Source organism: Humitalea sp. 24SJ18S-53 (assembly GCF_050632385.1).
GTDB lineage: Bacteria > Pseudomonadota > Alphaproteobacteria > Acetobacterales > Acetobacteraceae > Humitalea.
The window spans coordinates 1,325,584-1,350,274 of sequence record NZ_CP192599.1 but is presented as its reverse complement, the minus strand read 5'-3'; the positions used below and the strand labels follow the sequence as shown (position 1 = coordinate 1,350,274).

Below are 24,691 nucleotides of genomic sequence, written 5' to 3'. Positions count from 1 at the left end.
CCGCTGGCACAGTGCTTGCGCTGTATCGGCCATGCGCCGCATCCCCCTGATTCCGCTGCTGATGCTCCTGCTGGTCCTGGGGGCGCGTGGGGGCCATTCCACGCCCACGGGCGTTCCCCTGCCCGCCGGTGGGCTTTGTCGCGCTGCGATTGCTGTCGTGGAGCGGGAAGCCAGCCTGCCCGGGGGGCTGTTGCAGGCCATCGGGCGGGTCGAATCCAACCGCCGCGACCCCACCACCGGCGCCTGGTCGCCCTGGCCATGGACCATCAACGTGGAAGGGACCGGCTATTTCTTCCAGACGAGGGAGGAAGCGATTGCCGCCGTGCGGCAGCATCGGGCGCGGGGCGCGACGTCGATCGACATCGGCTGCATGCAGATCAACCTGCGCCACCACCCGACCGCCTTCGCCAGCCTGGAGGAAGGCTTCGACCCCCTGGCCAATGCCCGCTACGCCGCGCGCTTCCTGCGCAGCCTGTGGGACACGCGGCGGGACTGGATGCAGGCGGCGGCCAACTACCACTCCAACACCCCGGAATTCGCCAATGCCTATCGCGCCCGGGTCGCGGCCGCCTGGCCCGAGGAAGCGCGGCTGGCGGGGTCGCACCCGGCCTATGTCGGCCCGGGGCGTGGGGCGAGCGCCCTGCCCTTCGGCAGCCGCGGCGGCAATGTGATGGCGGGCAATGTGCCGCCGGCGGCACCTTCGGCCGAACGCGGGCGGGGGCTCGATGCCTATCGCACCATGGCCATCCCGCCGGCGACGCGGGCCGTGCCGATGGTCGTGGCGCGCCGCTAGGCCGGGGTCAGAATTTCTCCACCCAGGGGCGCAACTCGACCTCCAGCGACCAGGCGCTGCGCGGCTGGCGCAGCAGGTCGAGGTAGGTTTGCGCGATCGCCTCTGGCGCCAGTAGGCTATCGGGCCTGTCCGCCGGTTCCGGCCGCCGCGCGCTGCGCACGCCGCCGTCGATGACGATATGCGCGACATGAATGCCCTTCGGCCCCAACTCGCGTGCCGCACTCTGCGCGAGGCCCCGTAGGGCGAATTTCCCCATGGCGAAGGCGGTGGATTGCGGGAAGCCTTTGACGCTCGCGCTGGCCCCGGTCAGCAGGATGGCGCCGGCCCCACGCGGCAGCATGCGGCGCGCGGCCTGCTGCGTGACCAGGAAGCCGCCGTAGCCGGTGATGCTGATGGCTTGCAGCACGGCGGCCGGATCGACCTCCGCGATCGGGCCCGGTGCGCGCGCGCTGGCGTTGTAGATGACGACATCCGGTTCGCCGAGGTCCGCATCCACGGCCGCGAAAAGCCGGGCCACGCTGTCGGCATCGGCCGCATCGACGGTGAAGGTCAGCGCGCCCGTCTCGGCCGCCAGCGGCGCCAGCTTCTCCACATTGCGCGCGGCCAGGCCGATTTTCAGCCCCTCCGCCGCCAGGCCCCGTGCGAGGGAGGCGCTGATGCCGGCCCCGGCCCCGACGATGAGTGCGGTCCGATAGGGAATGCCCGGCATGGTGACTCCTCTGATCAGGTGGCGAATTCGGCCCGGATGGCAGCGCTCTGTGCCCCGATGGCCGGCACGGGGCCGAGCGCACGCGGGCCGTCCGAGAAGATGGCCGGCGGTGCCGCCAGGGCAACGGGACCATTTGCGGTTTCGACCGCGACCCGGCGCAGGGCGGGATGCGCCGCGAGCCCGGCCATGTCGTTGACCAGGCCGAAGGCGATGTCCGCCTGTCGCAGCTTCGCCGCACAGGCGTCGCGGGTCAGGGCGGCGAAGCCCTCCCCCACCCTGGCATCGACCACGGCGCGGTTCGCGACGCGTTCGACATTGGTGCGGAAGCCCTCCCGCTGCGGCAGCCCGGCGTCACCGAGGAAATCCGCGCAGAGCCTGCCAAACTCGCGCTCGTTCTGGATGCTGATCAGCACCAGCGCGCCATCGGCCGTGGGATAGGCGCCATAGGGGCAGATCGAGGGATGCGCGAGGCCCATGCGCGCCGGCGCGCGGCCGGTGCCTTCGTAATAGAGCAGCGGCACATTCATCCAATCGGCCATGCCATCGAACAGCGATACCGCGATGCCCGTGCCGCGCCCGGTGATGCTGCGCTGGATCAGCGCCTCCAGCACCGCCGCATGGGCGTTCATCCCGCAGGCAATGTCGCAGGCCGAGACCCCGACGCGCCCGGGGCCGGCGGGATGCCCGGTGATGGAGGTCAGCCCGACCTCCGCCTGCACCAGCAGGTCATAGGCCTTCATGCTGGCGTAGTCGCCGGTCTCGCCATAGCCGGAGATATCGACCGTGATCAGCGTCGGATATGCTTGCCGCAGGGCCGCCGAGCCAAATCCGGCGCGGGCCATGGCGCCAGGGGCCAGATTCTGGATGAAGACATCGGCGCGCGACAGAAGACGATGCAGCAGCGCCTTGTCCTCGGGCGCCTTGATATCCAGGCAGAGGCTTTCCTTGCCGCGGTTCAGCCAGACGAAATAGGTGGACTGGCCCTGCGCCGCGGTGTCGTAGCCGCGGGCGAAATCACCCTCCGCGCGTTCGATCTTGATGACCCGCGCGCCGGCATCGGCCAGGCGCACGGAACAGGTGGGGGCGGCGACGGCCTGCTCCATCGAGACGACGAGCAGGCCTGCGAGCGGGCGCATCAGTAGCTACGCGGCAGGCCGAGCACATGCTCGCCGATGTAGGACAGGATCAGGTTCGTGCTGATCGGGGCGACCTGGTACAGCCGCGTCTCGCGGAACTTCCGCTCGATGTCGTATTCTTCCGCGAAGCCGAAGCCGCCATGGGTCTGGATGCAGGCCTCGCCGGCGGCCCAGGAGGCTTCGGCGGCGAGCATCTTGCCCATGTTGGCTTCCTCGCCGCAGGGCTGCCCGGCTTCGAATTTCTGCAGGCCGAGTTTCACGATGGCCTCCGCCGCGCGCATCTGCGCGTAGGCGCGGGCGATCGGGAATTGCACGCCCTGGTTCTGCCCGATCGGGCGGCCGAAGAGCACGCGTTCCTTCGCATAGGCCGTCGCCTTGGCGATGAACCACTTGGCGTCGCCGATGCATTCCGCGGCGATCAGCAGGCGTTCGGCGTTCATCCCGTCCAGGACGTAGCGGAAGCCCTTGCCCTCGATGCCCACCAGCGCGTCGGCCGGGATCACCATGTCGTCGAAGAACACTTCGCAGGAGTTGTGGTTCATCATCGTGCGAATGGGGCGGATGGTCAGGCCCTTGTTCAGCACGGCGCGCATGTCGACCAGGAAGGTGGACAGGCCTTCGGTCTTCTTCTTCACCTTGTCGCGCGGCGTGGTGCGGGCCAGCAGCAGCATCAGGTCGGAATGCTCGGCGCGGCTGGTCCAGATCTTCTGGCCCTTGACGACCCAGGTGTCGCCGACGCGGGTCGCGGTGGTGCGGAGCGCGGTGGTGTCGGTGCCCGAGGTCGGCTCCGTCACGCCAAAGGCCTGCAGGCGGAGTTCGCCGGTCGCGATCTTCGGCAGATATTCGGCCTTCTGGGCCGGGCTGCCGTGCCGCAGCAGGCTGCCCATGATGTACATCTGGGCATGGCACGCGGCCCCGTTGCAGCCCTGCGCCTGGATTTCTTCCAGCACCGCCGCGGCGGCAGAGAGAGGCAGGCCCGAGCCGCCGAATTCCTCAGGGATGAGGGCGGCGAGCCAGCCAGCCTCGGTCAGGGCATTGACGAAATCGGTGGGGTAAGCCCGTTCGGCATCCAGCTTGCGCCAGTATTCGCCGGGGAAACGGGCGCAGAGCTTGCCGATTTCGGTGCGGATCTCGGCGTGGGGATCGGCTGCGAGGGGGCTGGCGTGGTCCATCGGATCCTCTTCCGGGTCGTCTTCGCGGAATGGATGCGCGCGTGGCGCCCGGGCCGCAACCCCCTCTAGTTGTCCCCCAGCCAGGCCGTCGCATCGATCTCCACCAAACAATCCGGCGATCCCAACCCCGTCACGATGCACGACACGCGATGCGGCGGATCTTCAGCGAAGTTGGCGAAGTAAACCTCGTTCATCGGCGCCCAGTTCGCGCGGTCGGTCACATAGACCGTGCACTTCACGACATCCTTCATCGTGCCGCCGGCTTCCTCGATCAGCGCCCGGATATTGTCGAGTGTCTGCTGCGTCTGCGCCTTCACGTCGCCGATCGCGAACTGCCCCTCGCGATTCCGTCCCGTCGAGCAGACGAACATGAATCCGCCGGCGATCGTCGCCTGGGCGAAGGGCAGCGAGGGCTTGAAAACCTTGTCGGAAGCGACGGCGCGTTTGGCCATGTGGCTGGTGTCTCCTGTCGTGTCTGATAGCATCGTAGCAGTCGTTTTTCGCTTCGCCACCCGCCCTCGACCCTGAATACGGAGACTGGATGTTGATCACGCGCCGCCCGCTGTTGTTCGCCGCCGCCACGCTGCCATTGGCAGCCCCCGCCATCGCGCAGATCCTGCCGGGCAACCGGCCCATGCGCTGGGTCGTGCCCTTCCCGCCAGGCGGTGCCGCGGATGCGATCGGGCGGCTCTGGGCCGATGCGGTGACGACCACGACCGGCCAAGCCATCGTCATCGACAATCGCGGTGGCGGGAATGGTGTGCTGGGCGTGCAGCAGGTGGTGCAGGCGCCGCCGGATGGCACGGTGCTCGGCGTCTTCAGCATCGCCTTCTTCACCGCCTTGCCGATCATGATGGCGCGCCAGCCCTATGATTGGGAACGCGACCTGACGCCGATCATCCAACTCGTCACCTCCACCGTGCTCTGCTGCGTCACGGCCGAACGCGCGCGGGAACGAGGATGGACGGATTTCGCCAGCCTGATCAATTGGGCCAAGCAACCCGGCAACCGGCTGACCAAAGGCTCCGCCGGCAATGGCAGTGCGGCGCATCTGCTGATCGCGACCATCGCCAAGCGCACGGGTGCCGAGATCGAGCACGTGCCCTATCGCGGCGGGGCGCCGGCGCTGAACGACCTGATCTCCGGCAACATCGACATGGTCTTCGACTTCATGCCCGCGCTGATGCCGCATGTGGCGAGCGGCCGGCTGGTGGCGCTCGCGGTCGGCAGCAATGCGCGCAGCCCGTTGCTGCCGCAGGTGCCGGGTCTTGGCGAATTCGCGGCGCTGAACATCGGCGACCTGGATATGCAATCCTGGAACGCGCTGACCGGGCCGCGCGGCATGTCCGCCGACCTGACCGCCAGCATCGCCGATGCCGTGAAGCGCAGCGCCAATGCGCCCGATCTGGAACGTCGCCTGAACGCCAGCGGCCTGATCCCCGCCACCACCGACGGTCCGGCGGCGACGCGCGCGAAGATCATGGCCGATGCGGCGGGCTGGCGGGAGATGGTGGAAACCTCCGGCGCCCGCATGGAATAAGGCGAAGCTCGCCGCGTTGCGGCGAACTTCGGCTTTGGGACACTAGCTGTAGCGGTTCGGCGGCACCTTCAGCCCCAGGTTCTCGCGCAGGGTGGTCCCCTCATATTCGGTGCGGAAAATGCCGCGCCGCTGCAATTCGGGGATCACCAGGTCGCAGAAATCGGTGAAGGGCTTTGGGTAGTAATTGCAGATCACGCAGAACCCATCGGCGCCATCCTTCGCGACCCATTCCTCCATCTCATCCGCGATCGAAGTCGGCGTGCCCACGACGACCCGATGGCCCTGGGCGGCCGCGGTATGGCGGGCGATCTGGCGCAGAGTCATGTTCTCCCGCCGCGCCAAATCCACCACCATCTTCTGGCGGCTCTTGGCGCTATTGGTCTCGGGCAATTCGGGCAGTGGCCCGTCCAGCGGGAACTTGCGGATATCGAGGCCGGCGGTGAAGCGCGACAGCGATGCCAGCGCGATCTCATCCGGCAGCAGGGACTGCAGCTCGTCGTATTTGTCCTGCGCCTCCGACATGGTGCGGCCGATGATGGGGGTCAGGCCGGGCATGATCTTGATGTCGTCCGGCGTGCGGCCGAATTTCAGGGTCCGTGCCTTCACCTCCGCATAAAACGCCTGGGCGGCGGAGAGTTCCGTCTGCGCGGTAAACACCACATCGGCGGTCTTGCCGGCCAGTTCGATGCCGGGTTCCGACGACCCCGCCTGCGCCACCACCGGACGTCCCTGCGGCGTGCGCGACACGTTCAGCGGCCCGCGCACCTGGAAATGCTCGCCCTTGTGGTTGAGGAAATGCATCTTGTCGAAATCGAACCAGACGCCGCTTTCCTTGTCCTTCAGGAAGGCGTCTTCCTCCCAGGAATCCCACAGACCCGCGACCACGTCATAGAATTCCGCCGCGCGTTCGTAGCGGGCGCCGTGGTTGACGTGTTCCTCCAGGCCGAAATTACCGGCCTCATCCTCGATCTGGGAGGTCACCAGATTCCAGCCGCAGCGGCCGCCACTGATGTGGTCGATGGTCGCGAAGCGGCGGGCGATGTTGTAGGGCTCGTTGAAGGTCGTGGTCGCGGTCGCGATCAGCCCGATATGCGTGGTGCCGACGGCCAGCGCCGCCAGCAGCGCGGTCGGTTCCAGTTTCACGATGCGCGACAATTGCGCCTTGCTGCGGTCGCCCTTGGCCATGGCGTTGCTGCCGCCAACGGCCACCGTATCCTGGAAGAAGATGGTGTCGAAGCGCGCGGCCTCGGCCCGCTTGGCCAGGGCCATCGTCGCCCAGAAATCCATGTCGGTGGTGGTATCGGCGCCTGGATGCCGCCATCCCGACAGATGGTTGCCCGGCACGCTGAAGAATGCGCCGAGCTTCATTTGCTTCTTTTGCATGGAGTCAAGAATCCTTCAGGGCGCCGGGCGGATCGCCATCGCATAGGTATAGCCGTCGCCCGAGGGTGTCAGCGTCAGGCCCCGCCGGAAACCCCAGGCCATGCGCCAGGCGAAGACGGGAATGATCGCCTGGTCTTCCATGATCATACGCGCCGCGGCCCAGGTTTCGCGCTCACGCTGCGCGTCGTCGAAGGTCGCGTCGATCACGTCCAACTGGCGGTCCAGCGCCGCGCTGGAATAGCGGCCTCGGTTGGAGGCACCATGGCTCAGCGCCGGGTTCATCGTGCGCAGGATGGTGTTCATCCCCTCGCTCGCGACGCCCGACGACGCGCCGTAGATCGCCATGTGTGCGGAATATTCCGGCTCGCCACCCGGCCCGCCACTGGCGGCGCGGCGGAAGAAGACGGCGGTGGGCAACACCTCGGGCTGCGCGCGAATGCCGATCGCCGTCAGCATCTGCGCCACCACCTGGCAGGTCCGCGCATCGCCGGCGAACCGGTCGGCGGTGCAATGCAGGGTCAGGCCGAACCCCTGGGGGTAACCAGCCTCGGCCATCAGGCGCCGGGCGCGCAAAACGTCATAGGGCGGCGGTGCCAGCCCCGGGTCGTGGCCGATGAAGCCGGGGGGCGCGATCTGGCCGATGGGTTCGGCGGCCCCTTCCATCGCGCGTTCGGCGATGGCGGTGCGGTTCAGCGCGATGCTCATCGCCTGCCGCACCCGCACATCCTTCAGCGGATTGCGCGTCAGCGGCTGGCCATCCGGACCCGTGACGTGCAGCGCCTGGTCGCGATGCTGGTCGAGGTGCATGTACAGCACGAACAGCGAATTGGCGGTGATCAGCCGGGTGCGTTCCGATTCCCGCACGCGCGCGTTCAAGGCGCTGGGCACGGTGTCGATTACATCGACATCGCCGGCCAGCAGCGCGGCGACCCGGGCACTGTCATTCGGGATGAAGCGGAAGGTGACGCGGGACCAAGGTTCCGGCGTGCGCCAATAATTCGCGTTGCGCTCCACCACCGTGTCCTGCCCCGGCCGCCAGCGGACCCAGCGATACGGCCCGGTGCCGATCGCGGCCGCACCGTTGAAATCCGGGTCCGGCGTCGCCGAGACCGCGCGCGCATTGACGATGGCGATCACCGCCATCGCGGATGGCAGCACCGGATACGGCGTGCGCGTGCGGATCACGATGGTGCGCGGATCCTTCACCTCCACGGCCGTCACCGCGCGGACGGAGGCCGCATAGGTCCGCAACCCCGTCGTCGCCTGCGCCCGGCGGATCGAGAAGACCACATCCTCCGGCGTCAGCGGCGATCCGTCGTGAAAGCGCACCCCCTCGCGCAGCGTGAACTCCCAGGTCAGCGGATCGACCACCCGCCAGGATTCCGCCACCCCCGGGATGGGCCGCAGGAAGGCGTCTTGGAACACCAATGGCTCATAGACGTGCAGTTGGATGTTACGGTTGGCCGTGAAGGACTGGTGCGGATCAGTGCCGTCCATCGCGGCCTTCATGCCGATCTGGAGGTCCTGCGCCAGGGCGGGGCCTGCCAGCAGGGCAAGGGTCAGGAAGGCTGCGATACGTGGGGTCATTCCGGGGCGTTCTCCGTCGCTGTCACTTTAGCGGTCGGCCAATTGTCAGCAACATTCATGCCTCTTGGGCCGGATGGACTTGCCGAAGGCCGCACCCGGGGCTACCTCGCGCCCATGCCGAACCGCGCCGACATCCTTGTGCTGGGCCTGACGGCCGGAACCGTGGGCAGCCTCGTGGGCGGGCTGATGCTGGGCATTGGCCTGGGGTTGGTGACGCAGGGGGCGCATATCGGCTGGCTGCTGGTGCTGCCGGCCGCGCCGGTGTCGGGGGCCTTGGGCTATATCCTGGCGCGGCGCCTGGTGAACCAGCAGGACTAGAACGGCAGCCGCAGCGAACGGCCCGTGACCAGGCCGAACACCGACAGCCCGCCCACGATCAGCGCCAGCCCGCCCAGAATCCAGGGCAAGGCCCCCGGCCCCGCCTCCAGCGCCTCCGCCAGCCGCAGCACGCTCGGGTCGGCCGGGTCGTAGCGCAGCGGCATGGTGCGGCCCGCGCGGATATCGGCCAAATCCATCGCGTCGGAGACCGTGGCGGTGATGATGCTGCCATCGGCCGTGCGATAGCTGAACCAAGGGTGGAGGCTGACGGCATGGCCGCGGCCGGTGGAGGTCACCTCCCGATACCGGCCGGTCATGCGCCCCTCGGTCGTCACGCCGTGGGTGAGCATGTGGACATAATCGCGCACCAGCGACGCCGCGCCGGCCCCGATGCCCAAGGCGATCAGGATGCCGATGATATAGAGCCGGCGTTTTGGCAGTGCGGTGCGCATGCGACGGACGCTGCACGCGCCCCCGGAACAAAGCAAATTGTCCCGGTCAGACGACCCTGATCCCGGCCGCCCGGATCAGCGCGCCCTTGTAGTCGAAATCCGCCGCGATCATCGCGGCGAAATCCTCCGGCGTGCTGGCGCGGATGGTGTAGCCGTTCGGCGTCAGGTGCCGGTCGGCGACGGCGGGCACCGCCATCGCGGCGGCGATGTCGTCGCGGATGCGACGGACCAGCGGCGCCGGGGTCCCGGCAGGTGCCAGCACGCCGAACCAGGTGCGCGGGTCGATGTCGGGATAGCCGGCCTCGGCCAGGGTCGGGACCTCGGGCAGTTGCGGCAGCCGTTCGGGCTTGCCCACCGCCAGGGCGCGCAGGGTGCCGACGGCCAGGTATTCGCGCGCGCTGGCGACGCCCGCCAGGGTCATCTGCACCTCACCCGACAGGGTCGCCAGGACGGCCGGCGTCAGTCCGCGATAGGGCACGTGCGTCAGCGAGATGTTTTCCTTCGCCGCCAGCGCGCCGAACAGCAGATGCGGCTGGGACGCATCGCCGTAGCTGCCAAAATTCAATGTCCCCGGCTGGGCCCGGGCCGCCGCCACCAGCCCCGCCATGTCGCGCGCCGGCACGGCCGGATTCACCAGCACCATCTGGTGCACATCCACCAGCCAGGTGACCGGCGCCAAGTCGCGCCGCGGATCATGCGGCAGGCCCGGGATCAGATGCGGGTTGCCGGTGATGGAATTGTCGGCGGTGACCAGCAGGGTATGGCCATCGGGCGGTGCCTTGGCGACCAGGTCGGTGCCGGGGACGGTGCTGCCACCGGGGCGATTGTCCACCACCACCGGCTGGCCCCAGGTCCGGGTCAGTTGGTCGGCCAGGGCACGGGCCAGCGCATCCAACCCGCCGCCGGGCGGGAACGGCACGACAAGTCGCACCTGGCGGCTGGGGAAATTCCCCTGCGCCAGGGCGGGCGTTGCGAGGGCGGCGGCGAAGAGCGAGCGGCGGAAGAGTTTCATGCCCGGCATAATCCGCGCGTGGCTGGCGGCGGCAAGCCCGCTTGCGCTGATCCACGACTGCGGCCAGATCGCAGGTGACGCCGACAGGAACCCGCCGCATGGACATCGCCCCCCGCCTGACCCCGACCGAGGCCCTCGGCCTGCGCTATGGCGCCGCCGTCCCGCCGGCCGGGCCGTGGAACCAGCACATCGACCTGCTGCTGTCGCATCGCTCCGTCCGCGGCTTCCGCGCCGATGCGCTGCCGGATGGCACGCTGGAAACCCTGGTCGCCGCCGCCCAGTCGGCCGCCACCAGCAGCAACCTGCAAACCTGGTCGGTCGTCGCCGTGACCGACCCCGAACGCCGCGCGGCCCTGGCGAAACTGGCCAACAACCAGAAACACATCACGCAATGCCCGCTGTTCCTGGTCTGGCTGGCCGATCCCAGCCGCAACCAGCGCCTGGGCGAAGCCGAGGGCGTGGACCTGCCCACCCTGCCCTACATGGAAACGTTTCTGGTCGCGGCCATCGATGCGGCCCTGGCGGCCCAAAATGCCGTCGTGGCGGCGGAATCGCTGGGGCTGTCCACGGTCTATATCGGCGCGTTGCGGAACGATCCGGCGCAGGTGGCGACCCTGCTCGGCCTGCCGCCCGGCGTGGTCGGGGTGTTCGGCCTGTGCATCGGCTACGCCGCGTCCGATGTGGCGAATGAGGTGAAGCCCCGCCTGCCGCAGGCCGCGGTGCTGTTCCACGACACCTATGGCCATGCCGAGGAACCGGCGCTGCGGGCCGCGTATGATGCTGAGATGGTGGCGTTTTCCGCCCGTCAGGGCATGGGGCCGGAAAATTGGAGCCGGCGCGTGATCGGCCGGATGGGCAAGATCTCGGCACTCAGCGGGCGTGATCGGCTGGTGGAGATCCTGCGAAGCCTCGGCTTCGGACTGCGGTAACAAAACGGCCGAGGGGTTTTTCGCCCCTCGGCCGGCCTAGTCAGCCAGCGTGCTGTTCGGGCGCCGAGCCGCTGTTGAGCTGGATGTAGTTCTCGATCCCCATGTTCTTGATCATGTCGAACTGGGTGGACAGGAAGTCGGCGTGCTCTTCTTCCGCGACCAGGATCTTGGTCAGGATCTCGCGGGAGGCGAAGTCGCGGACTTCATGGCAATAGGCGATGCCTTCGCGCAGGTCCGACAGCGCCTTTTCTTCCAGCTTCAGATCGCATTCGAGGATCTCGCGGACCGACTGGCCAACCAGCACCTGGTTCATCCGCTGCACATTGGGCAGCCCGTCCAGCATCAGGATGCGCTCGATCAGGATGTCAGCATGCTGCATCTCTTCGATCGATTCCTTGTACTCATGCGCGCCCAGCTTGGTCACGCCCCAGTGGCGGAGAATGCGGGCATGCAGGAAATACTGGTTGATCGCCGTCAGCTCGTTGGTGAGCTGGGTATTCAGATATTCGATGACCTTGGGATCGCGCAGCACCGGAACCTCCTCCTGAAGAGTGGCCCGGGTCCCAGAGATCAGGCGCCGCGAACCACTCCCTGCCCGTATCCCGACAGCGCGGTCGCAGGCAAGTCCCGCAACATGGTGAGCATCGCCTTCACGCAGCTCCCACACTGGGCCCTGCAGCCGCAGGCGGCGTGGACTTCGGCGGGTCGCTTGGCGCCTTCACTGGCGGCATCACGAACGTGGTGGTCGGTCAGGGCATTGCAGAGACAAACGTACATTCGACGCGGATCCGCTGGTGTTGCGAGTGTTTCGCATGTCCGGGATCTAGATGCAAGTCACTCGCAACTACGAAGCACATCCAAAATCGCGGGGCCGTAGCGTTCCAGTTTTGACGACCCGACGCCCGACACCTCGGCCAGCCCATCCAGGGTGGCGGGGTTGCGCGCGGCGATCTCCTCCAGCGTCTTGTCCTGGAAGACGATGAAGGGCGCGATCTTCTGGGCCTTGGCGGTGGCGGTGCGCCAGGCGCGCAGCGCCTCGAACCGCCCGCCGCCGCCTGGGGTGGGCGGGGTGGCGGCGGGTGCCGCCCGGCCGGGGGCGCGTCGGCCGGAGGAGGTGATCTTTCCGGCGATATCGGCGCGCAGGATGACCTCGACCTCGCCCTTCAGCATGGGCCGCGCGGCCGCTTCCAGCACGACATAGACGGGGGGTGCGGCCGTGCCGTCCGGACGGCGGTCGACGAACAGGTCCAGCACGCCGCGGGCGACCAATTGCCGGGCGACGGCGCGCCAGCCCTCGGCGTCCAACTCGCGGCCGACGCCAAAGGTCGGCAGCTTGTCGTGGCCGAAGCGCTCGACCTTCTCGCTCCGCACCCCCAGCAGCACATCGGTCAGGTGCCCCAGGCCAAAGCGCTGGCCCGTGCGCAGGCAGGCCGAGATCAGTTTTTGCGCGGCGACGGTGCCGTTCCACAGGCGCGGCGGGGTCTGGCAATTGTCGCAATTGCCGCACGGCGCCTCGGGCGGTTCCTCGCCAAAGCAGCGCAGCAGCGGCCGCCTGCGGCATTCCGCGGCCTCGGCGATGGCGATGATGCTGTCCAGGCGCATGCGCTCGATGGCCTGCTGCGCCTCGGGCGCTGCGGATTCGGCGATGCGGCTGCGGGCCAGGGCGATGTCGCCGGCGCCGTAGAGCAGCAGCGCCTTGGCGGGCAATCCATCGCGCCCGGCGCGGCCGATCTCCTGATACCAGCCCTCGGGCGATTTCGGCAGTTCGGTATGGGCGACGAAGCGCACATCCGGCCGGTCGATCCCCATGCCGAACGCGATGGTCGCGCACATGATCACTGTCTCGCCGGCGGCGAAGCGCTTGTGGGCGGCGCGCTTTTCCGAAGCCTCCATGCCCGCGTGGAAGGCCAGCGCGTCCCAGCCATCGGCGCAGAGCCACTGCGCCGTCGCCTCGGCCTTCTTACGTGACCCGCAGTAGACGATGCCCGCCCCGCGCCCATCGGATGCGCTGCGCAGGAATTCCCGCAACTGCTGGCGTTCCGCCACGCGATCGGTGGCGCCGACAAAAATGTTGGGCCTGTCGAAACCGCCCTTGAACACCGGGTCGTCCATCAGCCCGAGCAGGCGGCGGATATCCTCGGCGGTCCGCGGATCGGCGGTCGCGGTCAGGGCCAGGCGGGGCACGCCCGGAAAGCGATCTGCCAGAATGGTCAGCGCGCGGTATTCGGGGCGGAAGTGATGGCCCCACTGGCTGATGCAATGCGCCTCATCCACCGCGAACAAGGCCACGCGGCGGCTGTCGAGTTCATCCAGCATGCCGTCCATCGCCAGCCGTTCGGGGCTGACATAGAGCAGGTCCAGCCGGCCCTCGCGGAAGGCGCGCCGGGCTTCGGTGCGGGCATCGGGGTCGAGGTCGGAATGCAGCGCCGCCGCCGACACGCCCTGCTGGCGCATCGCCGCGACCTGGTCTTCCATCAGCGCGATCAAGGGCGAGACGACGACGCCCACGCCAGGGCGGCACAGGGCCGGCACCTGGTAGCACAGCGACTTGCCGCCACCGGTCGGCATCAGCACGAGGCCGGAGCCGCCGCCGGTCACATGATCGACGATCTCGCGCTGGCGGCCACGAAACCCTGGGTGGCCAAACACCTCATGCAAGACGAGGCCGGGGTCGGAGGGGCCCGACCAGGCCTCGGCCGGCATCAGAGGCCGACGCGGATCTCGACGCGGCGGCTTTCCAGGGCAATCGCCTCGAAGGGCACGGGGCCGCGGGCGCCGACGATGATGCGGCCGGCGGGGACGCCATCCTCGCGCAGCGCCTCGGCGACGTTTTCGGCGCGGGCGCGCGACAGGGCGCGGTTGTAGGCGACGCTACCCTCGGGGTCGGCGAAGCCGAGCACGCGGACGGGTGCGAGCGGGTTGGCCTTGGCCAGGTTGGCGGCGTCGGCGATCACCGCCTTGGCGGCGTCATCCAGGCTGGTGCCTTCCTCGCCGAAGAAGATCACGCGCGGCGGTTGGCCGGCCAGGTTCGTGCTGGAGGCGCAGGCCGCGAGCAGCGGCATCAGGGCAAGGCTGGTCAAGAGGAAACGGCGCATGAGGGCTCCGGCGAGTCGCTGTGTGTTACCTAGGTCGCTTGGCGACGCGGCGGGGTCAAGCGGCGATGCGCGGCGTCACCCCAACCCCGCCAGCGCCCGCCCCCCGGCCAGGCGAAACACCCGGCTCGGCCGGAACGGCCCGACCAGCCGGTGTTGCAGCAGCAGCACCGTCCGCCCCGCCGCCGCCGTGTCCAAGGTCGCCAGGAACGCCATCTCCGCCGCCGCATCCAGCCCCGCCGCCGGTTCGTCCAACAGCAGCACCGGCGCCGGCGAGACCAGCGCGCGCGCCAGCGCGATGCGCCGCACCTGGCCACCGGAAAACCGCGCCCCCGCCTCACCACAGCGCGTCGCCAGCCCCTCCGGCAGGGCGCGCACCAGGTCGCCGATGCCGGCGCGGTCCAGCGCCTGGAACAGCGCCGCGTCATCGGCATCGGGGGCGGCCAGGCGCAGGTTGGCGGCGATCGTGTCGTCGAACAGCCGCGCATCCTGGCTCAGCACTGCGAATTTCTGCCGCGCCGCATCGGCGGTCAGGGTCGCGAGGTCCACACCACCGACCAGGATGCGCCCGCCCTGAGGTGCCGCGAGTTTGGTCAGCAGCGCAATCAGGCTGGATTTGCCGACCCCGGACGGGCCGAGCAGGGCGACGCGGGCGCCCTCCGGCACCTCCATGTCCAGCCCCTCGAACACCGGGGCGCGGTCGGGCGCCCAGGCGAACCGCAGGCCCTCGATCTTCAGCGCATGGCCGGCGGGGGCGGCGGCCGGCGTCGCCGGGTCGGGCACCGGCACCGGCACATCGGCGGCCGCGAACAGACGTCGGGCGGAGGCCCCGGCCGCCGCCAGCGCCACCCCCGCGCGGGGCAGCGCGGCAAAGGGCTCGGCCGACGCCAGCGCCAGGAAGGCGCCGATCACGGCGCCGGCCAGGGCGCCCTGCCCGCCCGCCAGGCCAAAGCCCAGGGCGCCCAGCAGCGCGCCCTGCGCCAGCAGCGAACCCAGGGCACCGGCGGCGGCATTGCGCCCGGTCAATGCGCGTTGGGAGGCCGCGAGCGCATCGCCGGCTGCGGCGACCCGGGCCAGCGCGCGCGCCTCGGCCCCCGTGCCCAAGGTGTCCTCAAGGCCGGAGAGCGGGTCCACCACCGCATCGCGCAGCCGGCCCTCGGCATCGGCGGCGGTCGCGGCGGCCCGGGCGGCGGCCGGCGCCAGCAGCGGCGGCAGCACGAGGGCCGCGGCCAGCGGCAAGGCCACCAGCGCCGCCAGAAGCGGCGACATCGCGCCCAGCACGACCGCGGTCGCCAACACCACGGCCCCGCCCGCCGCGATCGGCACGATGGCGCGCAGATACAACCCGTCCAGCGCCTCCACATCGGCCACCAGCCGGCCGAGAAGGTCGCCCGCCCGGCCATGGCCGATGCCGCCCGGCAGGCGCTGGGATAGGCGCCGGAAAAACCACACCCGGGTATCGGCCAGCGCGCGGAAGGCGGCGCCATGGGTCGCCATGCGTTCCGCCCAGCGTGCGGCGGGGCGACCGATCAGCACCGGCCGCAGCCAGGGCAGCAACAGGATGCCGCTGCCCAGGGCGACGCCGCCGGCCAGCGCGACCTCGGCCGCCACGGCGCGGCCGGCCATGCCCAGCAGCGCCAGGCCCAGCAGGGCCGAACAGACCGACACCAGCAGGGCGGCGGCCAGCGCCGGGCCGCGCCCGCGCCACAGGCGCAGCACACGCAAAAGATCGCCCATCATGCGCGCAGGCTGCGGTCCACCACCCGGCCGTCCTCCAACCGCAGCACGCGGCCAAACCGGGCGGCGACGGCGGGCGAATGCGTGGCGAGGATGGTTGTCCGCCCGGCGGCGAGGCGACGCAGGCTGTCCAGCACCTCGTTCTCCGTCCCCGGGTCCAGATGCGCGGTCGGTTCGTCCAGCAGCAGCAGCGGCACGTCGCGCAGGAAGGCGCGGGCGATGGCGACGCGCTGCGCCTGGCCACCGGACAGGCCGTGGCCGGATTCGCCCACCATCGTGTCCAGCCCCTGCGGCAACCCGGCGGCGAAATCGGCGACCCGGGCGTCACGCGCGGCCTGTTCGACCTCGGCCCGGGTCGCGTCGGGGCGGGCCAGCAGGATGTTCTCGGCGATGGTGCCGCGAAAGATATGGGCGCGCTGGCCGACCCAGGCCGAGAGGCGGCGCAACTCGGCGGGGCGCAGGGCCGCGGCCTCCCGCCCGTTCAGCGCGATACGGCCGCTGGTCGGCGGCAGGAAGCCCATGAGGAGCCGCAGGATCGAGGACTTGCCCGCACCCGACGGCCCCATCAGCACCAGCACCTCGCCCGGCATCACCCGGAAGGACACATCATCCAGCGCATCCGGCAGGCCCGGGTCGTGGCGCAGCCCGACGTGGTCGAATGTGACGACGACCGAGGGCGGCATTTCCTCAAGGATCAACCGGGTATCGGGGGGGGTCGCGAGCAGCGGGGCCAGCGCGGTGGCCGCCCCCTCGGCCGCCGCACGCTCGTGGTAGGCGGCGGAGAAGGCACGCAGCGGCGCGAAGGCGGCCGGCACCAGCAGCAGGGCCAGGATCGCCGCCACCGGATCGGGATGCGTGCCGGCGGCCAGCGCCGCGTGGCGCCAGGCGAGGCAGGCCAGGGCCGCGGCGAACAAGCCCTCCAGCGCCGCCGAGGAGAGGAAGGCGACGCGCAGCACCTTCATCGTGCGCATACGCAGGTCATCGGCGGCGGCGGCAAGCGCCGCGGCCTCGGCCGATTCGCGGCGGAACAGCACGATGGTGGCCAGGCCCCGCATGCGGTCCAGGAAGCGGCCCGACAGGGCCTCCAACGCGGTGAACTGGCGGCGGGAGGCAACGGCGGCGCCGATGCCCGTGACCGCCATGGCGACCGGCACCAACAACACGCACAGGCCGAGGATCAGCCCCGACGTCGGATCGACGAAGCCCGCCAGGGCGATGGCCAGGGCGGGGCCGACCAGCGCCATCGCCGCGGCCGGCATCCAGCGCGCGACATGGCCGTCCAGGGCCTCGACCCGGTCCACGACCAGGGATGCCTTTTCGCCGATGGCGCGCGAATCGGTGGGGCCGGCGGCCAGCAGGGCGGCAAAGGCGCGGCTGCGCATGTCGGCCCGCGCGGCGGCGCCCGCGGCGACCTGGGCGCGGTCCTGCGCGATGAACAGCCCGGCTTGCAGCAGCGCCAGGGCGGCGATGCCGGCGACGGCATCCCAGCCCGCGCCACCGTGCCCGAGCAGGGCTGCGATCAGCAGCGCCGTCAGCACCGCCTGGGCCAGCACCGTGACCATGCCGGCGGCACCAAGTCCGACCGCCAGCAGCAGCCCGGGGCGCTGGGCGCGCGTGATCGCGGCCAAAAGCGCGCGCGCCGGGGCCTGGGGCTTGATCGGTTTGGATGTCGGCGGCAGCGCGCCGGCGGCGGCCGGGGGGCGGTCCATCAACGCGGTGTCCATCGCTGGTCTGCTAGCCCATCCCGTGGCGGGCCGCCATGCACCCGTGGTTGCCGACCCGGCGGCGCGGGATCAAATCAATCGCCACCTCAAAACCGGACCCGCCGATGCTGCCGACCCATGACCGTCACGACCACCACCCCTGGCCGGGGCGCACAGCCTTTGCCTGGCCGAACGGCGCGCGGCTGGCGGTCTACCTGGGCGTGAACCTGGAACACTTCGCCTTTGGCGAGGGGCTGGGCGCGGAACTCGCCCCCGGCGGGCCGCAGCCGGATGTGCTGAACTACGCTTGGCGCGACTATGGCAACCGCGTCGGCGCCTGGCGCCTGCTGGAAACCCTGGACGAGCTGGCGCTGCCCGCGACCGTGCTACTGAACAGCGCGATCTATACCCATGCGCCGGCGCTATGTGCCGCCCATCGCGCGCGCGGCGATGAAATGGCAGGCCACGGGCGGACCAATAGCGAACGCCAGTCCATCCTGCCGCCGGCCGAGGAACGCGCCCTGATCGCCGAGGCCACGGCCGCGATGACCGCCGCGGAGGGCACCGCGCCACGCGGCTGGCTGTCGCCCTGGATCGCCGAAAGCCACGCCACGCCCGACCTGCTGGCCGAGGCCGGGTATCGCTACACCCTGAACTGGTGCAGCGACGATGCGCCGGTCTGGCACCGCACCGCGCATGGGCCGCTGCTGGCCATCCCCTATCCGCAAGAGGTCAACGACATCCCCGCCATCGTCGCCCGGCGCGATGGCGCCGAGCAATTCGCCCAGATGATCGTGGATGATTTCGACGAACGACTGCGCCAGGTGCGGGATGGGCTGCCGCAGGTGATGGGGATCGCGCTGCACCCCTACATCATCGGCCAACCCTATCGGATGCGGGCGCTGCGCCGGGCGCTGGCGCATGTCGCGGCGCGGAGGGAGCAGGTGTGGGTCTGCACCGCGGGGGCGGTGTTCGACCATGTGGCCGGGTTGGCACCGGGCGTCGTTCCGGGGGGCTAGGCCCCAAAAGATGGGCCGCGTCGGATTCTTTTACGCTCGAGGCCGATCGACGCGCGCGGGGTTGTCGCGGGGTGAACACGAAAACTGATACAATTTTCTAATAAAGAGATGTATCAAACGAGGGCTGGTTGTAGCCGCCGATACCATGATTCGCAAAAAAACCGCCCGTCGCAATTCTGCGACGGGCGGTGAATGACACGCACAGCAACTGGTCCCAGGATCGCCCCGTCTGGGCGAATCTTGGGATCAGGCGGCGATGGCGCTGACACCTGCGAGCACGACCGCACGCCCGGCGATCTGGGCGCGGATCGCGGCCGGAACCTGGCGGGCGCTCATCGCGCGGGGCTGGGCCAGCTCTTCCATCGGGCGGCCTTCGGCACCGTAGAGCGCGACAAATTCGGCGAAATTGTCGAAGCGGGCGCGCGTGACGTTGTCGATGAAGGTCTCGGTGGCGGCGCCTTCGGCGACGATGATCTCGTGGTTCTCGGTCTCGATGTGGAAGACCGTGAAGCGATCGCCGAGGTCGGCCTGCGCCATGCGGGTGATGCTGCTGCCGTTGATCAGGGCGCCGGCCTGCACCAGCACGCCGTCGATGACCATGGCGTGGTCGGAGGTCACGCGCAGGTCGCGGACCGGCAGGTTTTCACCCAGCGCACCGGCGCGGATCAGCACGGGACGGCGGGCTTCCGACAGGGAGAAGGTGGTCGAGACGGTCTGGCGGCCCAGCCACATCACCGGCACGGCACGGCCATCGGCGGTCAACACCAGGTCACCGATCGCCAGGGTCTCAACGGCCACGCCGCCCGCCGGGGTGGCGATCTGCGTGCCGGCCAGGAAGCAGACGGTGGTCTCGCCGCTGACCACGGCGCCGGTGGTGCGGAGACCGCCGGACGGGCCGCTCGGGTTCGACGCCTGACCGACAACGCGGAAGAACCCCTCGCTGTCATGGCCGTCGGGCAGCACCACACTTGTGAAGCTGACGGGAACGTTCGTGCCGCTTGCCGAGATCTGCGTTACCGCAGTGCGATCGACCTCGATCCAGGGGCCGCCAGCCGTGTTCGAATACTGCAGGATCCACTCGGCGCCGCGCGGCTGGCCACTGCCGGCCTGCGTATAGCTCACGGAGCCGGTTGCCGTGGAATCGGTCGTGTTGAAGGCGCTGAACGCGGACGAGACGAAATTCCATGACATGCGAGGGATCTCCGTGGGTGGGATTTCTAACTTTTACCGATTTAAAAACTGCTTAAGTCTCAAAATCTGTCTAAACGACCATATTGCACCGCACAGAAGCCCGCAAGATTCTTTGACGATTCTTCAGACTTTTTTTACACGCGCCGAAGGGGTGTGGCCTGACCGCCACAGCCAGGCAGAGAATGTCTTTTTTATGATCTCGAATCGGGAATGAGCGCGGGTGCGGCTGAATCCCTCGATTCAGGCAGCCGGCTGGGGCGCAGGGATCGTGACCGACCTGCGATGCTGGGAGACTTGCCGCTCTGGAGCGGCGCGCTTCACGGTGATTCGGGTGGGCGAGATCGGCCGCGGGCCTGTGTCGCCGAGACAGCCATCCGATGCGGCGGCGGCACCGCGCGCGGCGTCACGGATGCGCCAAGGGGATCAGCCTGAAGGAAAGCCCGATGCCGTGCCGATCGGATCAAGGCGCCGAATGGGTTCGGCGGGCGGATCGATGGCCGCCGCTACGGTGCCGACTCCATCCGCCTCAGCCGTCGATAACGGGCCATCGCGCGCAGCCGCGCCAAACCACCTGACCCCAGGCAGGCATGGGGTCAGGCAATGTCATGGAATTCGGTGGGATGCCGGCGCGCGTGTCGCCGGCGATACTCAGCCCTTGGCTTCGGCGATCGCCCGCCACACCCGCTCCGGCGTCGCGGGCATGTCGATATGCGCGATGCCGAGCGGCCGCAGCGCGTCCACCAACGCGTTCATCACGGCCGGCAGCGCCCCGGCGCACCCCGCCTCGCCGCAGCCCTTGGCGCCGATGGGATTGGTCGTGGCGGGCACGGGGTGGCTGGCGAAGCTCATCGACGGCACGTCGGCGGCGCGCGGCAGGGCGTAGTCCATCAGGGACCCGGCCAGCGGCTGGCCGTCTTCCGAATAGACCACGTGCTCCAGCAGGGCCTGGCCGATGCCCTGGGCGATGCCGCCATGCGCCTGGCCCGCGACCAGCAGCGGGTTCACGATCACGCCGAAGTCGTTGACGGTCACGTAGGTCACCACCTCGACCAGGCCGGTGTCGGGATCGACCTCGACCTCCGCGATGTGGCAGCCGTTGGGATAGGCGGATGGCGCGCCGGGGTAGATGTGGCTGACATCCAGGGTCGGCGGCACATCCATCGGCAGCGCATCGGCGTCGCGCAGCTTTGCGGCCAGGGCCATGATGTCGATGCCGCGATCGGTGCCGGTGATCGAGAATCGCCCGGATTCGAAAACGATATCCTCGGGCGAGGCTTCCAGCGCCCAGCCCGCCGCCTGGCGGCCCTTGTCCACGACGATGGCCGCGGCCTCCACGATCGCGGCCCCGGAGACGATCAGCGACTTCGACCCGCCGGTGCCGCCGCCGGCGATCAACTGGTCGCTGTCGCCCTGCAACAGGCGGATATTCTCGAAGGGCACGCCCAGATGCTGGTGCAGCACCTGGGCGAAGGGCGACAGATGCCCCTGCCCATAGTCCAGGGTGCCGGTGACGATGGTGACCAACCCGTCCTTCTCAAACCGGATGCCGCCCATTTCCGGGGCGGGCGGGGCGGTGACCTCCAGGAAATTGCCGATGCCGCGCCCGCGCAGTTTCCCGCGGGCCGCACTGGCCTCGGCACGGCCGGCGAAACCGTCCCAGTCGGCCGCCACCAGCGCGTCATCCAGGATCGCCGAGAACTCGCCGCCGTCGTAGTGGCTGCCCGAGGCAGCGGCATAGGGCATGGCAGCGGTCGGGATGTGGTTCAGCCGGCGTAGATCGCGCGCGTCGCGGTCGGTTTCCACGGCGGCCTGCTCGATCAGCCGCTCCATGAAGTAATTGCCCTCGGGCCGCCCCGCGCCGCGATAGGCGGAAATCGGCGTGGTATTGGTCACCGCCGAGACGGTATGCACCTCGATCAACGGCGTCGCGTAGTTGCTCTGCACGTTCTTGGCGAAATTCGCCGTGCCCATCAGCGGCGACACCGGGGACAGATAGGCCCCCATGTCCGCAAAAGCGGTCAGGCGGACGGCCAGGAATTTTCCCGCCGCATCCAGCGCCAATTCGGCATCGACCTCATGGCTGCGGCCGTGCTGGTCGGACAGGAACGACCCGGTGCGCTCATCGGTCCATTTCACCGGGCGGCCCAGCATCTTGGCCGCGTGCAGCAGCGGCACGTATTCGGGGTAGACATTGGCCTTCATGCCAAAGGATCCGCCGACATTGCCGGTCAGGATGCGCAAGTCCTTCACCGGCACGCCCAGGATGCCGGCCAGTTGCGCCCGCATCCCAAAAACGCCCTGGCAGCCGAGGTGCAAGGTATGGCGCCCCTCCGCCCATACCCCGATCGCGGCGCGCGGTTCCATGGCGCAGACCACGATGCGGTTGTTGGCGATGGACAGCCGCGTGACATGGGCCGCGCCGTCGAAGGCCGCGCGCACCTTGTCGGCATCGCCAAAACGCCAGTCCAGGACAGTGTTGTTGGCGATATCGTCATACAGCAGCGGGGCATCTGGCGCGGTCGCGGCACGGGCGTCGGTCACGGCGGGAAGTGAGTCGATGTCCAGTTCCACCGCCTCGGCCGCGTCCTTGGCCTGCATCTTCGTCTCGGCCACCACCAGCGCGATCGGGTCGCCGACGAAGCGCACGCGGTCGGAGGCAAGCGGCGCCCGGGCCGGGCTTTTCAGCGCCGATCCGTCGATGCTTTTCAGCGGCATGGCGCAGCCCATGGTGCCGTAGCCCGCCAGGTCGGCGGCGGTGATCACCGCCAGCACGCCGGGCATGGCCAGGGCGGCGGTGGCATCCACGCCGCGCAGCACGCCATGGGCATAGGGGCTGCGCAGCACATGGGCATAGGCCTGGCCCGGCAGCGACAGATCGTCGGTGTAGCGCCCCTGGCCCTTCAGCAGCACGGGGTCCTCACCCCGCGGCACCGGCTGGCCGATGCCAAAGCGAAGGTTGGGGGCGTTCAGGCCATCGGGCATGGGATCATCCGTATGATGCGTCGCAGAAGATTTGCCCCATGGGGGCGGATGGCAAGGGGGGCGGTCAGCCCTCCAGCCCCTCGGCCAGCAGGTCGAGCAACCCGGCGGCGAAGACGCGCATATTGGCGGGCCGGTCGGGGCTGCCGGTTTCCAGGGTCACGCCGCGCTCCTGCGGGCCGCTGATCGCCAGGCACGAATGCCCCGCCGCATCGCCGTAGCGGTTGCCGGTCGGCCCCGCCGCCCCGGTTTCGGCGATACCCCAGGTGGTGCCGAGGCGGGTGCGGATGGTGCGGGCGCAGAGCATCGCATAGGGCGGGGACGACGACCGCAGCCCCTCCATATCGGCGGCGGTCAGCCCCAACAGCCCCTGCCGCGCGGCCAGGGTATAGACCACGGCGCCACCGACGAACCAGGCGCTGCTGCCCGGCACCGACAGGATCGCCGCCGAGACCAGCCCGCCGGTCGAGGATTCCGACACCGCAACGGTTTGCCCACGGGCCTTGAGCAGCGCGCCCAGCCGTTCGGCCTTTTCCATCAGGTCGTTCATGCCAATTGCCTCATCGCGCGGGAAAAGCCTTCGGTGATTTCAAGCGCGCCGGTGTGCCGCCCGGCCTCCACCACCCGTTTGCCGCCGACCACGACGGTGCGCACCGGATTGCCCTGGCCCGAGAAGATCCAGGCGTCCAGCAAGGCATCGCCCGCATGGCCGATCAAGGCGGGGTGGTCGGGGTCGAGTTCCACCAGGTCGCAGCGCGCACCCGGCGCGATGCGCCCCAGCGGCCGGCCGCTGGCCTGCGCCCCAGCGGCCCAGGCGGCGTCCAGCATCACGCGGCCCGGGTGGGGGTGGTCGTCGTCGGTCGCGACGGCCCGCTGATGCAGGGCCAGGCGCTGCGATGTCTCCAGCCCCCGCAATTCGTCGCGCGGGCTGGTGCCGACATGGCTGTCGGTGCCGATGCCGAAGCGACCGCCGGCCGCGCGATAGCCAGGCAGCGGGAAGATTCCGTCGCCAAGGCTGGCCTCGGTCGAGGGGCATAGCCCGACCACCGCGCCACTCGCCGCCAATTCGCGGGTTTCTTCCGGCGTCATGTGGGTGCAGTGGATCAGGCACCAGCGCCGATCCAGCGGCGCGTGGCGCAGCAGCCATTCGACCGGGCGGGCGCCGGTCGCGGCGATGCATTCGGCGACCTCGCGTTCCTGTTCCGCTGCATGGATATGGATGGGCGTGCCCATGGCGTGGAAGGCGCTCAGCATCTCGGGCGATACGGCGCGCAGCGAATGGGGCGCGACGCCGATCGCGCAGCGCGGGTCGTCGGTGGTTTCAGCGATCAGCCGGTCCAGGATGGTGAAGAAACCGTCCAGGTCGTTCAGGAAGCGCCGCTGCCCGGCATGCGGCGCCTTCCCGAAAATGCCGCCAAAGGCATAGAGGCTGGGCAGCATCGTCATCCCGATGCCGGTCCGCCGCGCCGCCGCAAGCATCCGCAGCCCCATCTCGGCCGGTTCGGCATAGGGCGTGCCGTCGGGCTGGTGATGCAGGTAGTGGAACTCGGCGATGGAGGTGAAACCCCATTCCAGGCATTCGGCATAGAGCTGGGCGGCCACCGCCTCGGCCTGGTCGGGGCTGATCGCCAGGGCGTGGCGATACATGGCCTCGCGCCAGGTCCAGAAGGAATCCTGGCCTTGGGGGGAACGTTTTTCGCCGGCCCCGGCCATGGCGCGCTGGAAGGCGTGCGAATGCAGGTTGGGCACGCCGGGGATGACCACGCCGCGCAGGCGGCTGCCGCCCTCCGCCAGGACGGCATTGGGGTCGGCACCGGGGGTAACGGCAGTGATGGCGCCGGTCGCATCGGCGTCGATCCGCACGGCATCGGCCCAGCCGTCGGTTGTCAGGGCGGTCTCGGCGAAGAAGACGGTCATGGCGTTGTGCTTCCCCTGCTCG

23 protein-coding genes are annotated in these 24,691 nt (G+C 69.6%); 5 read left to right on the top strand and 18 right to left on the bottom strand.

Annotated elements, in window-relative coordinates; all coding sequences use genetic code 11:
- Positions 1-31: 31 nt before the first annotated feature.
- On the top strand, positions 32-793 hold the full coding sequence (locus ACQW02_RS06575) for a lytic transglycosylase domain-containing protein (RefSeq protein WP_431284472.1): 762 nt from the start codon (positions 32-34) through the stop codon (positions 791-793).
- Positions 794-800: 7 nt separating this feature from the next.
- Here the strand turns inward: ACQW02_RS06575 and ACQW02_RS06570 are convergent, their stop codons facing one another.
- From ACQW02_RS06570 to ACQW02_RS06555, 4 genes are all read right to left on the bottom strand, one after another.
- Positions 801-1,502 carry an SDR family NAD(P)-dependent oxidoreductase gene (locus ACQW02_RS06570; protein WP_431284471.1) on the bottom strand — a complete coding sequence of 234 codons (702 nt, stop codon included), beginning with the start codon at positions 1,500-1,502 and terminating at the stop codon, positions 801-803.
- A gap of 14 nt (positions 1,503-1,516) precedes the next feature.
- Positions 1,517-2,638, bottom strand: a complete 1,122-nt coding sequence (locus ACQW02_RS06565) for a CaiB/BaiF CoA transferase family protein (protein WP_431284470.1) — start codon at positions 2,636-2,638, stop codon at positions 1,517-1,519.
- Complete coding sequence (locus ACQW02_RS06560) at positions 2,638-3,810, bottom strand: acyl-CoA dehydrogenase family protein (protein WP_431284469.1); 1,173 nt, start codon at positions 3,808-3,810, stop codon at positions 2,638-2,640. Before ACQW02_RS06560 ends, ACQW02_RS06565 begins: the two co-directional genes overlap by 1 nt.
- A gap of 65 nt (positions 3,811-3,875) precedes the next feature.
- Positions 3,876-4,262 (bottom strand): RidA family protein, encoded by a 387-nt coding sequence (locus ACQW02_RS06555; RefSeq protein ID WP_431284468.1) that lies wholly within the window; start codon positions 4,260-4,262, stop codon positions 3,876-3,878.
- Positions 4,263-4,351: 89 nt separating this feature from the next.
- Here ACQW02_RS06555 and ACQW02_RS06550 point away from each other — a divergent pair, with 89 nt between their 5' ends.
- The gene (locus ACQW02_RS06550) at positions 4,352-5,350 is read left to right on the top strand and encodes a Bug family tripartite tricarboxylate transporter substrate binding protein (protein WP_431284467.1); all 999 of its coding nucleotides are present in this window, start codon (positions 4,352-4,354) and stop codon (positions 5,348-5,350) included.
- Between the two features lie 42 nt (positions 5,351-5,392).
- On the opposite strand, the gene ACQW02_RS06545 is transcribed toward ACQW02_RS06550, so the two are convergent.
- Positions 5,393-6,733 (bottom strand): LLM class flavin-dependent oxidoreductase, encoded by a 1,341-nt coding sequence (locus ACQW02_RS06545; RefSeq protein WP_431284466.1) that lies wholly within the window; start codon positions 6,731-6,733, stop codon positions 5,393-5,395.
- Between the two features lie 15 nt (positions 6,734-6,748).
- Positions 6,749-8,320, bottom strand: a complete 1,572-nt coding sequence (locus tag ACQW02_RS06540) for an ABC transporter substrate-binding protein (protein ID WP_431284465.1) — start codon at positions 8,318-8,320, stop codon at positions 6,749-6,751.
- A 57-nt stretch (positions 8,321-8,377) separates the two neighbouring features.
- Here ACQW02_RS06540 and ACQW02_RS06535 point away from each other — a divergent pair, with 57 nt between their 5' ends.
- The gene (locus ACQW02_RS06535) at positions 8,378-8,638 is read left to right on the top strand and encodes a hypothetical protein (protein WP_431284464.1); all 261 of its coding nucleotides are present in this window, start codon (positions 8,378-8,380) and stop codon (positions 8,636-8,638) included.
- Here the strand turns inward: ACQW02_RS06535 and ACQW02_RS06530 are convergent.
- Both ACQW02_RS06530 and ACQW02_RS06525 read right to left on the bottom strand, forming a co-directional pair.
- On the bottom strand, positions 8,635-9,090 hold the full coding sequence (locus ACQW02_RS06530) for a DUF3592 domain-containing protein (RefSeq protein ID WP_431284463.1): 456 nt from the start codon (positions 9,088-9,090) through the stop codon (positions 8,635-8,637). The genes ACQW02_RS06535 and ACQW02_RS06530 overlap by 4 nt on opposite strands.
- A gap of 46 nt (positions 9,091-9,136) precedes the next feature.
- Entirely contained in the window at positions 9,137-10,102 is a 966-nt protein-coding gene (locus ACQW02_RS06525) for a Bug family tripartite tricarboxylate transporter substrate binding protein (protein ID WP_431284462.1), read from the bottom strand.
- A gap of 98 nt (positions 10,103-10,200) precedes the next feature.
- On the opposite strand from ACQW02_RS06525, the gene ACQW02_RS06520 reads away from it, so the two are divergent.
- Positions 10,201-11,031 carry an NADPH-dependent oxidoreductase gene (locus ACQW02_RS06520; RefSeq protein ID WP_431284461.1) on the top strand — a complete coding sequence of 277 codons (831 nt, stop codon included), beginning with the start codon at positions 10,201-10,203 and terminating at the stop codon, positions 11,029-11,031.
- 40 nt (positions 11,032-11,071) lie between these two features.
- On the opposite strand, the gene bfr is transcribed toward ACQW02_RS06520, so the two are convergent.
- The 6 genes from bfr to cydD all read right to left on the bottom strand — a co-directional run bounded on the left by bfr (position 11,072) and on the right by cydD (position 17,569).
- Positions 11,072-11,563 carry a bacterioferritin gene (bfr, locus tag ACQW02_RS06515; RefSeq protein WP_431284460.1) on the bottom strand — a complete coding sequence of 164 codons (492 nt, stop codon included), beginning with the start codon at positions 11,561-11,563 and terminating at the stop codon, positions 11,072-11,074.
- A gap of 38 nt (positions 11,564-11,601) precedes the next feature.
- Positions 11,602-11,808, bottom strand: a complete 207-nt coding sequence (locus ACQW02_RS06510; protein WP_431284459.1) for a (2Fe-2S)-binding protein — start codon at positions 11,806-11,808, stop codon at positions 11,602-11,604.
- Positions 11,809-11,865: 57 nt separating this feature from the next.
- On the bottom strand, positions 11,866-13,734 hold the full coding sequence (recQ, locus tag ACQW02_RS06505; RefSeq protein WP_431284458.1) for a DNA helicase RecQ: 1,869 nt from the start codon (positions 13,732-13,734) through the stop codon (positions 11,866-11,868).
- The gene (locus ACQW02_RS06500) at positions 13,734-14,126 is read right to left on the bottom strand and encodes an OmpA family protein (RefSeq protein ID WP_431284457.1); all 393 of its coding nucleotides are present in this window, start codon (positions 14,124-14,126) and stop codon (positions 13,734-13,736) included. Before ACQW02_RS06500 ends, recQ begins: the two co-directional genes overlap by 1 nt.
- Before the next feature lie 75 nt (positions 14,127-14,201).
- A complete protein-coding gene (gene cydC / locus ACQW02_RS06495; RefSeq protein WP_431284456.1) occupies positions 14,202-15,863 on the bottom strand; it encodes a thiol reductant ABC exporter subunit CydC in 1,662 nt (553 codons plus the stop codon).
- Positions 15,860-17,569 (bottom strand): thiol reductant ABC exporter subunit CydD, encoded by a 1,710-nt coding sequence (cydD, locus tag ACQW02_RS06490; protein WP_431284455.1) that lies wholly within the window; start codon positions 17,567-17,569, stop codon positions 15,860-15,862. The genes cydC and cydD overlap by 4 nt, the downstream gene beginning before the upstream one ends.
- A 119-nt stretch (positions 17,570-17,688) precedes the next feature.
- On the opposite strand from cydD, the gene ACQW02_RS06485 reads away from it, so the two are divergent.
- On the top strand, positions 17,689-18,582 hold the full coding sequence (locus ACQW02_RS06485) for a polysaccharide deacetylase family protein (RefSeq protein WP_431284454.1): 894 nt from the start codon (positions 17,689-17,691) through the stop codon (positions 18,580-18,582).
- A 246-nt stretch (positions 18,583-18,828) separates the two neighbouring features.
- Here the strand turns inward: ACQW02_RS06485 and ACQW02_RS06480 are convergent, their stop codons facing one another.
- The 4 genes from ACQW02_RS06480 to ACQW02_RS06465 all read right to left on the bottom strand — a co-directional run bounded on the left by ACQW02_RS06480 (position 18,829) and on the right by ACQW02_RS06465 (position 24,669).
- Positions 18,829-19,773, bottom strand: a complete 945-nt coding sequence (locus ACQW02_RS06480; protein ID WP_431284453.1) for a Hint domain-containing protein — start codon at positions 19,771-19,773, stop codon at positions 18,829-18,831.
- A 648-nt stretch (positions 19,774-20,421) separates the two neighbouring features.
- A complete protein-coding gene (locus tag ACQW02_RS06475; RefSeq protein WP_431284452.1) occupies positions 20,422-22,755 on the bottom strand; it encodes a xanthine dehydrogenase family protein molybdopterin-binding subunit in 2,334 nt (777 codons plus the stop codon).
- A gap of 64 nt (positions 22,756-22,819) precedes the next feature.
- Positions 22,820-23,302: a CinA family protein gene (locus ACQW02_RS06470; RefSeq protein WP_431284451.1), complete on the bottom strand. Its 483-nt coding sequence runs from the start codon at positions 23,300-23,302 to the stop codon at positions 22,820-22,822.
- Complete coding sequence (locus ACQW02_RS06465) at positions 23,299-24,669, bottom strand: formimidoylglutamate deiminase (RefSeq protein ID WP_431284450.1); 1,371 nt, start codon at positions 24,667-24,669, stop codon at positions 23,299-23,301. Before ACQW02_RS06465 ends, ACQW02_RS06470 begins: the two co-directional genes overlap by 4 nt.
- Positions 24,670-24,691 lie beyond the last annotated feature (22 nt).